This window comes from Methylobacterium symbioticum, assembly GCF_902141845.1.
In the GTDB taxonomy this organism is placed as follows: domain Bacteria; phylum Pseudomonadota; class Alphaproteobacteria; order Rhizobiales; family Beijerinckiaceae; genus Methylobacterium; species Methylobacterium symbioticum.
In genome coordinates this window covers 1-9,413 of sequence record NZ_CABFPH010000155.1, presented here as the reverse complement: position 1 = coordinate 9,413, position 9,413 = coordinate 1, and the positions used below count along the sequence as shown (strand labels likewise).

Below are 9,413 nucleotides of genomic sequence, written 5' to 3'. Positions count from 1 at the left end.
GTGTGGGCGGCAGCGAGCGCCATGAGACGGCCGAGGGCGGTGAACGAGACGAATGTGCCCTCGCCGTCGCCGTCGAAGAGATGTGGATCGAGAGCCGCCGGACGGGCGCTTCGCGCTGGCCGATCTCGGCGCGGCGCTGCTCGGCAACCCCGCCGTGGCGCGCATGATCGCGCACCACGCCCTGCTCTACGCCGACCTCGCCGACCCGGTGGCGCTGCTGCGCGGGGAGGGGGGACCGACCCGGCTCGCCCGCTACTGGCCCTATGCCGGCAGGCCGGCCCCGGACGGCCTCGAGGCGGAATCGGTGGCCCCCTATGGCGGCCTCATGGCCGCCTCGCAGGCGCTGATCGCCGCGGACGTGGCCGAGGCCTACCCGCTGCAGCGGCACCGCCAGATCCTCGACGTCGGAGGCGGGGAGGGGGCCTTCCTCACGGCGGTGGCGCCGTGCGCGCCGGCCGCGCGCCTCGCCCTGTTCGACCTGCCGGCGGTGGCCGCCCGCGCCGCCGCGCGGCTGGAGGAGGCGGGCCTCGGCCACCGCGCCGCCTGCCACGGCGGCAGCTTCCACCGCGATCCCCTGCCCCGGGGGTCCGATTGCGCCACCCTGGTGCGCGTGCTGCACGACCACGACGACGGACCGGCGCTGGCGCTGCTGCGCGCCATCCACGACGCGCTGCCGCCCGGGGGCACGCTCCTCGTCGCCGAGCCGATGGCCGGGACGCGCGGCGCGGAGCCGGTCGGGGACGCCTATTTCGGCTTCTACCTGCTCGCCATGGGCAGCGGCCGTCCCCGCACTGCGGCCGAGATCGGCGCCCTGCTCCGCGAGGCCGGCTTCCGCGCCATCGCCGAGCGCCGCACCCGGCGCCCGCTCCTCGTCCGCCTGATCCGGGCGCGACGCATCTGACCTTTGTTGATTAGAGTTGACGTTTGAAAGTGTCATTCTAGAATGACAGTACCGATCCCGATCGGTCGCAGACGCGGAAGATCCGAATCATGGACACCCTCGCCGTCGTCCTGGAAAAGCCGGAGCATCTGGCGCTCAGCCGCCTGGCCCTGAACCCGGCCGGCCCCTCCGACGCGGTCGTGGCGGTGAGCTGGAGCGGGATCAGCACCGGCACCGAACGCCTGCTCTGGTCGGGCCGGATGCCGCCCTTCCCCGGCCTCGGCTATCCCCTCGTCCCGGGCTACGAGTCGGTCGGCACCGTCGTCGCGGCGCCCGCCGAATCCGGCCTCGTCCCGGGGCAGAGCGTGTTCGTGCCGGGCGCCCGCTGCTTCGGGCCCGTCCACGGCCTGTTCGGCGGCGCGGCCTCGCATCTGGTGGTGCCGGCGGCCCGCCTCGTGCCGGTCGATCCCGATCTCGGCGAGCGGGCCTGCCTGATCGCGCTCGCGGCCACCGCCTTCCACGCCCTCGGGCGCCTCGCGCCGGGCGAGCGGCCCCTCATCGTCGGGCACGGCGTGCTCGGGCGTCTCCTGGCCCGGCTCACCCTGCTCGCCGGGGCCGAGCCCGTCGTCTGGGAGCGGGATCCCCGCCGGGCCGCGGGCGCGGCGGGCTACGCCGTGCACGCGCCGGAGGACGATCCGCGCACCGACTATGGCCGCATCACCGATGTCAGCGGCGATGCCGCCGGCCTCGACCGGCTGATCGCGCGGCTCGCCCGCGGCGGCGAGATCGTGCTCGCGGGCTTCTACGAGGCGCCCCTGTCCTTCGCCTTCCCGCCCGCCTTCTCGCGCGAGGCGCGGATCCGGGTCGCGGCGGAGTGGCGGCCGGCCGACCTCGCCGCGGTGACGGCCCTCGTGACCGACGGGCGCCTCTCCCTCGACGGCCTGATCACCCACCGCGTCCCGGCGGCGCGGGCGGCCGATGCCTACCGCATCGCCTTCAGCGACCCGGCCTGCCTGAAGATGGTCCTCGACTGGAGTGCCTGTTCATGAACCTGCATCTGAACACGGCGGCGTTGCGGGCCGAGGCGGCCGTCGAGCCCGATGCGCCGGCGAGCGGGCCGGTCAAGCGCGAGACGCAGATCATCGCGATCTACGGCAAGGGCGGCATCGGCAAGTCGTTCACGCTGGCCAACCTCTCCTACATGATGGCGCGCCAGGGCAAGAAGGTGCTCCTGATCGGCTGCGACCCGAAGAGCGACACCACCTCGCTCCTGTTCGGCGGCCGCGCCTGCCCGACCATCATCGAGACCTCGACCCGCAAGAAGCTCGCGGGCGAGGCGGTCGCCATCGGCGACGTCTGCTTCAAGCGCGGCGGCGTCTTCGCGATGGAGCTCGGCGGCCCCGAGGTCGGGCGCGGCTGCGGCGGGCGCGGCATCATCCACGGCTTCGAGCTGCTCGAAAAGCTCGGCTTCCACGACTGGGGCTTCGACTACGTCCTGCTCGACTTCCTGGGCGACGTGGTCTGCGGCGGCTTCGGCCTGCCGATCGCCCGGGACATGTGCCAGAAGGTCATCGTCGTCGGCTCGAACGACCTGCAATCGCTCTACGTCGCCAACAACGTCTGCTCGGCGGTCGAGTATTTCCGCAAGCTCGGCGGCAATGTCGGCGTCGGCGGCCTCGTCATCAACAAGGACGACGGCACCGGGGAGGCGCAGGCCTTCGCGGAGGCCGTCGGCATCCCGGTGCTCGCCGCGATCCCCGCCGACGAGGACATCCGCCGCAAGAGCGCGAATTACGAGATCGTGGCCGAGCCCGACGGGCGCTGGGGCCCGCTCTTCGCCGCGCTCGCCGAGAACGTCGCCCTGGCCGCGCCGCACCGGCCGACGCCGCTCTCGCAGGACGGGCTCCTCGGCCTGTTCACGGGCAGCGCGGTCGGCCGCGACGTGGTGCTGGAGCCCGCGACCATGGCCGACATGTGCGGGGTCGAGCCCGCCGCGAAGCCCTCCCTCGAAGTGATCTACGACGCGGGCTGAGAGCATGGCCGTCTCCCTCGACATCGCCGATCTCCGGGCGCGGCGCTCCTCCGAAGGGGAGGGGGGCTCGACGCAGGCGGGCGCGCCGCAGCAGCCCCCCGCCGACGGGGCGGGCTGCCATGCCGGCACGGCGGTGCTGCGCGCGGCGGCCGAGGCGGCGTCCGGAGAATCGGGGATCGCCGAGACCCTCGCGGCCTATCGCCGGGACTACCCGGCGGGCCCGCACGACCAGCCCCAGAGCATGTGCCCGGCCTTCGGCTCCCTGCGGGTCGGCCTGCGCATGCGGCGCACGGCGACGATCCTCTCGGGCAGTGCCTGCTGCGTCTACGGGCTGACCTTCACCGCGCATTTCTACGGGGCGCGGCGCAGCGTCGGCTACGTGCCGTTCAACTCCGAGACGCTGGTCACCGGCAAGCTGTTCGAGGACATCCGCGAGGCGGTGCACGCCGTCGCCCGCGCGGGCGAGCATGACGCGGTCGTGGTGATCAACCTCTGCGTGCCCACCGCCTCCGGCGTGCCGCTGCGCCTCCTGCCGAAGGCGATCGACGGGGTGCGCATCATCGGCATCGACGTGCCGGGCTTCGGCGTGCCGACCCATGCCGAGGCCAAGGACGTGCTCGCCGGCGCCATGCTGGCCTATGCCCGACGGGAGGCCGAGCAGGGCCCCGTCCAGGCGCCGCGCGGGGGCCGCTCCGGGCGCCCGGCCGTGACGCTCCTCGGCGAGATGTTCCCGGCCGACCCCGTGGTGATCGGCGCGCTGCTGGAGCCGCTCGGCCTCGCCGCCGGTCCCGTCGTGCCGACGCGGGAATGGCGCGAGCTCTACGCCGCCCTCGACGGCGCGGCGGTGGCGGCGATCCACCCGTTCTACACGGCGTCCCTGCGCGAGTTCGCGGCGGCCGGACGCCCGGTCGTCGGCTCGGCGCCGGTGGGCCATGACGGCACCGCCGCCTGGCTCGACGGGATCGGCGAGGCCTGCGCCGTGCCGCGCGCCCGCGTCGCGGCCGCCAAGGACAGGCTGCTGCCGCCGATCCGCGCCGCGCTGGCGGCGAACCCGATCCGCGGCCGCGTCACGCTCTCGGGCTACGAGGGCTCGGAGCTGCTGGTCGCCCGGCTCCTCGTCGAGAGCGGCGCGGAGGTGCCCTATGTCGGCACCGCCTGCCCGCGGACGCCGTGGTCCGAGGCCGACCGCGCCTGGCTCGAGGAACGCGGCGTCGCCGTGCGCTTCCGCGCCTCGCTGGAGGACGACCTCGCGGCCTTCGAGGCCTTCGCGCCGGATCTCGCCATCGGCACGACGCCGGTGGTGCAGGCGGCCAAGGAGCGCGGCACGCCCGCCCTCTACTTCACCAACCTGATCTCGGCCCGGCCGCTGATGGGCGTGGCCGGCGCCGGCTCGCTCGCCCGCGTCGTCAACGCGGCGCTGGCCAACCGCGACCGCTTCGCGGCGATGCGCGGATTCTTCGAGGGCGTCGGCTCGGGCCACGCCGCCGGGATCTGGCAGGAGGTGCCGCAGGTGAAGGCCGCCCCGAAGCCGGCCGCGCCCAAGGCGCCGATCGGGGAGATGGCCTGATGCTCGTCCTCGATCACGACCGGGCCGGGGGCTACTGGGGCGCCGTCTACGTCTTCACGGCGGTGAAGGGCCTGCAGGTCGTCATCGACGGCCCCGTCGGCTGCGAGAACCTGCCGGTCACCTCGGTCCTGCACTACACCGACGCCCTGCCGCCGCACGAACTGCCGATCGTCGTCACCGGGCTCGCCGAGGAGGAACTCGGCCGCCACGGCACGGAAGGGGCGATGAAGCGGGCCCATGCCACGCTCGACCCGGCGCAGCCGAGCGTCGTCGTCACCGGCTCCATCGCCGAGATGATCGGCGGCGGCGTGACCCCCGAGGGCACCGGCCTGCAGCGCTTCCTGCCGCGCACCATCGACGAGGACCAGTGGCAGGCCGCCGACCGGGCCATGACCTGGCTCTGGCAGGAATACGGGGCGAAGCGCTACGCGAAGAAGGGCATCCCGCCCCGGCCCGCGCGCAAGCCGGGCGAGAGCCCGGCCGAGACGCCGCGGGTCAACCTGATCGGCCCGGCCTACGGCACCTTCAACATGGCCTCCGACCTCGCCGAGATCCGCCGCCTCGTGGAGGGAATCGGCGCCACGGTGAACCTCACCTTCCCGCTCGGCTGCCACCTCGCCGACCTGCCGAGGCTGGTGGAGGCGGACGCCAATATCTGCCTCTACCGCGAGTTCGGCCGCGGCCTCTGCGAGAGCCTGGAGCGGCCCTATCTCCAGGCGCCGATCGGGGTCATCGCCACGACGAAGTTCCTGCGCAGCCTCGGCGCGATCCTCGGGCTCGACCCCGAGCCCTTCATCGCCGCCGAGCGCCACACCACGATCAAGCCGGTCTGGGACCTCTGGCGCTCGGTGACGCAGGACTTCTTCGGCACGGCGAGCTTCGGCATCGTCGCGACCGAGACCTATGCCAGGGGCGTGCGCCGCTTCCTCGAGGACGAGCTGGGCCTGCCCTGCCACTTCGCCTTCGGGCGGCAGCCGGGCGCCAAGCCCGACAACGCGGCCGTGCGGGCGGCGATCGCCGAGCGGCCGCCGCTCGTCCTGTTCGGCTCCTACAACGAGCGCATGTACCTCGCCGAAGCCGGGGGCCGGGCGGCCTATATCCCGGCCTCCTTCCCGGGCGCGATCGTGCGGCGGCATACTGGCACGCCGTTCATGGGCTATGCCGGCGCCACCTACCTCGTGCAGGAGGTCTGCAACGCGCTGTTCGACGCGCTCTTCCACATCCTGCCGCTCGCCCGCGACCTCGACGCCGTGGAGGCGACGCCGGCGCGGGACCACCGCGAGCTCGCCTGGGAGGAGGACGCCCGCACCCGGCTCGACGCGCTGATCGAGGCCGAGCCGGTCCTCGTGCGCATCTCCGCCGCCAAGCGCCTGCGCGACGCCGCCGAGCGCACCGCGCGGCGCCTCGGCGCGGAGCGCGTCGCCCCCGTCCATGTCGAGCGCGCCGCCGCCCATGCGGAGGCCGCCGCGTGAGCGCTCCCGTCCGATCCCGCACCCAGCCCGTGGAGACGATATCCATGAAGACCTGGCCCCTGCTGCGACCGATGCCCGCGACGGCCCGCCTGCAGCGCGACCTGCACCGCGAGGCCCTCCAGTTCCGGATCATCCTCGGGCTCACCTACCCGCTCTTCCTCGCCGCGGCGGTGCTGCAGCGGCTGCGCCCCGCGCCCCTGCGCACGGGGGCACCCGCGCCGCGGCGCAGCGTGTTCGGCGAGGCGCGGGCGATGGCGGCCCAGGCCGTCCCCTTCGCCTTCATGGGGTGAATTCGGGATGGGTCCGGGAACGGGTCCGGGACCCTGGTCCGGGCTCGCGAACCCGATCCGGGCCCGGCCGGGCCCCGCCACGCTTCCCTCCGGTGGATCCGGGGAAGAGCCGCCGTGATCGCCTCGGGTCACGGCGGCGCCCGTCGCATCCCGCCGGGATGCGGCCAACGCAACGGAGGTTCGACCGATGGCAAGCGGAGTGACACCTGAAAGACCGAGCAGCCTGTCCGGGCTGACGGAAGCCGAAGCCAAGGAGTTCCACGCGATCTTCCTGACGAGCTTCATCATCTTCACGGCGATCGCCGTGGTCGCCCACATCCTGGTCTGGCTGTGGCGGCCCTGGCTGCCCGGCCCGCAGGGCTACGCCTCGCTCGACGGCGTGGGCGAGGCCGCCCGGGCGCTCACCTCCCTGATCGGCTGAGGAGACGCACCATGCACAAAGTCTGGCTCCTGTTCGACCCGCGGCGGACGCTGGTGGCTCTGTTCACCTTCCTGTTCGTGCTGGCGCTGCTGATCCACTTCATCCTGCTCTCGACCGACCGGTTCAACTGGCTCGACGGCCCCAAGAAGGCCGCCGACGCCCAGAGCCTCGTCCTGCCGAGCCTGCCCGCCTGACGGGCGGTCCGCCGCGGCGCCCTCCGGTGCCGCGGCCCACGAGCGAGAGACAGTTCGGGAGGCCCGACCCCGGGAGGGATTCGCCATGGCGATGCTGAGCTTCGAGCGCAAATACAGGATCCGCGGCGGCACGCTCCTGGGCGGGGACCTGTTCGACTTCTGGATCGGCCCCTTCTATGTCGGCTTCTTCGGGGTCACGACGATCTTCTTCTCGGTGCTCGGCACCGCGCTGATCCTCTACGGGGCGGCGATCGGGCCGACCTGGAACATCTGGCAGATCAACATCGCGCCGCCCGACCTGAAATACGGGCTGGCGCTGGCCCCGCTGCGGGAAGGCGGGCTCTGGCAGATCATCACCTTCTGCGCGATCGGCGCCTTCTGCTCCTGGGCCCTGCGCGAGGTCGAGATCTGCCGCAAGCTCGGCATCGGCTACCACGTGCCCGTCGCCTTCGGAGTGGCGATCTTCGCCTACGTGACGCTGGTGGTGTTCCGCCCGCTCCTGATGGGCGCCTGGGGCTACGGCTTCCCCTACGGCATCCTGAGCCATTTGGACTGGGTCTCGAACACCGGATACCAGTATCTCCACTTCCACTACAATCCGGCGCACATGCTCGCGGTGAGCTTCTTCTTCACCACGACCTTCGCGCTGGCGCTCCACGGCTCGCTGATCCTGTCGTCGACGAATCCGCCGAAGGACGACGACGTGGTGAAGACGCCCGAGCACGAGGACACCTTCTTCCGCGACACGATCGGCTACTCGATCGGCACGCTCGGCATCCACCGGCTCGGCCTGTTCCTGGCCCTCTCGGCCGGGTTCTGGAGCGCGGTCTGCATCGTGATCAGCGGCCCGTTCTGGACCCGCGGCTGGCCGGAATGGTGGGGCTGGTGGCTCAATCTTCCGGTCTGGCGCTGAAGGGGGAGGGCGGCATGGCCTATTACCAGAACATCTTCACCCAGGTTCAGGTGCGTCCGATCGAGCCGGAGCACGGCATTCCGGTCGCGGTCGACGCCCGCGTCGGGAAGCCCTTCAACAGCTACCTGTTCGGGCTGATCGGCAACAGTCAGGTCGGGCCGATCTACGGCGGCTATCTCGGCGCGCTCTCGCTCGCCTGCGGGCTGATCGCCTTCGAGATCATCGGGCTCAACATGTGGGCCTCGGTGAACTGGGATCCGATCCAGTTCGTGCGCCAGCTCCCCTGGCTGGCGCTGGAGCCGCCGCGGCCGAAATACGGGCTGAAGGTGCTGCCGCCGCTGAGCGAGGGCGGCTGGTGGCTGATCGCCGGCTTCTTCCTCACCGCCTCGATCCTGCTCTGGTGGGTGCGGCTCTACCGGCGGGCGCGGGGGCCCGGCCTCGGCACCCACGTGCCCCGGGCCTTCGCGAGCGCCATCTGGCTCTACCTCGTGCTCGGCTTCATCCGGCCGCTGCTGATGGGCTCGTGGAGCGAGGCGGTGCCGTTCGGGATCTTCCCGCATCTCGATTGGACCGCGGCCTTCTCGCTGCGCTACGGCAACCTCTTCTACAACCCGTTCCACATGCTCTCGATCGCGTTCCTGTACGGGTCGACGCTGCTCTTCGCGATGCATGGCGGCACCATCCTCGCCTGCTCGCGCTACGGCGCCGAGCGCGAGATCGACCAGATCGTCGACCGCGGCACGGCCACCGAGCGGGCCGCCCTGTTCTGGCGCTGGACCATGGGCTTCAACGCCACGATGGAATCGGTCCACCGCTGGGCCTGGTGGTTCGCGGTGCTGACGACGCTCACCGGCGGCATCGGCATCCTGCTCACCGGCACCGTCGTCGACAACTGGTACCTCTGGGCGGTCAAGCACGGCGTCGCGCCGTCCTACCCCGATGTGTTCGGCCCGATCACGGATCCGCTCAAAGCCCCGGGAGGCACGCCATGAGGACGGTGCTCGGCATCATCGCGGGCGTCGCCGCGCTGCTCCTCACCGTCGCGCAGTTCGGCACGGCGGGCTGGACCAAGCCGCCGATCCTGGCCAACCAGCACGGCTTCCGCGGGACCGGCATGGACCAGGTCAAGACCAAGGCGGAGGTCGCCGCCATCCGGGACGCCAACGTCGCCCCGGCCCCGGCCGACAAGGTCGAGCCCGGCACCGACAAGGCCGGCACGACCTACGAGAACGTCCAGGTGCTCAAGGACATCAGCACCGAGGAGTTCAACCGCCTGATGGTCTCGATCACGGAGTGGGTCTCGCCCGCCCAGGGCTGCACCTACTGCCACAACACCGAGAACATGGCCGACGACAGCCTGTACCAGAAGAAGGTCGCCCGGCGGATGCTGCAGATGGTCCAGCACATCAACGCGGACTGGAAGGAGAAGCATGTCGGCGAGGCGGGGGTGACCTGCTACACCTGCCACCGCGGCAACCCGGTGCCGGCCCATGTCTGGTTCGACGCGCCGAGCCCGACCCGCGGCTTCATCGCCCGCAACAACGGGCCGATCGCTCAGGATGTCACGCGGGTCATCCTGCGCTTCGGCTTCATGGACACCGTGCACGTCCCGCGCGCCTTGAGGCGGGCGGGAGAGGACGGTAG

10 protein-coding genes and 1 pseudogene are annotated in these 9,413 nt (G+C 72.1%); all 11 read left to right on the top strand.

Going from position 1 to position 9,413, the window contains the following annotated elements:
- Nucleotides 1-97: 97 nt before the first annotated feature.
- Nucleotides 98-901 (top strand): annotated as a pseudogene (locus MET9862_RS27090) (methyltransferase); the annotation flags it as partial.
- Nucleotides 902-990: 89 nt separating this feature from the next.
- Nucleotides 991-1,929, top strand: coding sequence for a chlorophyll synthesis pathway protein BchC (gene bchC / locus MET9862_RS27085; protein ID WP_142586026.1), 939 nt, complete (start codon nucleotides 991-993; stop codon nucleotides 1,927-1,929).
- Complete coding sequence (locus tag MET9862_RS27080; protein ID WP_142586025.1) at nucleotides 1,926-2,912, top strand: chlorophyllide a reductase iron protein subunit X; 987 nt, start codon at nucleotides 1,926-1,928, stop codon at nucleotides 2,910-2,912. Before bchC ends, MET9862_RS27080 begins: the two co-directional genes overlap by 4 nt.
- 4 nt (nucleotides 2,913-2,916) lie before the next feature.
- Nucleotides 2,917-4,479, top strand: a complete 1,563-nt coding sequence (gene bchY / locus MET9862_RS27075) for a chlorophyllide a reductase subunit Y (protein ID WP_142586024.1) — start codon at nucleotides 2,917-2,919, stop codon at nucleotides 4,477-4,479.
- Nucleotides 4,479-5,951 (top strand): chlorophyllide a reductase subunit Z, encoded by a 1,473-nt coding sequence (gene bchZ / locus MET9862_RS27070; RefSeq protein WP_142586023.1) that lies wholly within the window; start codon nucleotides 4,479-4,481, stop codon nucleotides 5,949-5,951. Before bchY ends, bchZ begins: the two co-directional genes overlap by 1 nt.
- A 44-nt stretch (nucleotides 5,952-5,995) precedes the next feature.
- The gene (locus tag MET9862_RS27065; RefSeq protein ID WP_438616660.1) at nucleotides 5,996-6,241 is read left to right on the top strand and encodes a hypothetical protein; all 246 of its coding nucleotides are present in this window, start codon (nucleotides 5,996-5,998) and stop codon (nucleotides 6,239-6,241) included.
- 187 nt (nucleotides 6,242-6,428) lie between these two features.
- On the top strand, nucleotides 6,429-6,662 hold the full coding sequence (gene pufB, locus MET9862_RS27060; RefSeq protein ID WP_142586022.1) for a light-harvesting antenna LH1, beta subunit: 234 nt from the start codon (nucleotides 6,429-6,431) through the stop codon (nucleotides 6,660-6,662).
- 11 nt (nucleotides 6,663-6,673) lie between these two features.
- Nucleotides 6,674-6,856, top strand: coding sequence for a light-harvesting antenna LH1, alpha subunit (pufA, locus tag MET9862_RS27055; RefSeq protein ID WP_142586021.1), 183 nt, complete (start codon nucleotides 6,674-6,676; stop codon nucleotides 6,854-6,856).
- Nucleotides 6,857-6,941: 85 nt separating this feature from the next.
- The gene (gene pufL / locus MET9862_RS27050) at nucleotides 6,942-7,769 is read left to right on the top strand and encodes a photosynthetic reaction center subunit L (RefSeq protein WP_142586020.1); all 828 of its coding nucleotides are present in this window, start codon (nucleotides 6,942-6,944) and stop codon (nucleotides 7,767-7,769) included.
- A gap of 14 nt (nucleotides 7,770-7,783) precedes the next feature.
- Nucleotides 7,784-8,761: a photosynthetic reaction center subunit M gene (gene pufM / locus MET9862_RS27045; protein ID WP_142586028.1), complete on the top strand. Its 978-nt coding sequence runs from the start codon at nucleotides 7,784-7,786 to the stop codon at nucleotides 8,759-8,761.
- Nucleotides 8,758-9,413 (top strand): photosynthetic reaction center cytochrome PufC (pufC, locus tag MET9862_RS27040; protein WP_142586019.1); only part of this gene is annotated, 656 nt, incomplete at its 3' end. The genes pufM and pufC, both read left to right, overlap by 4 nt.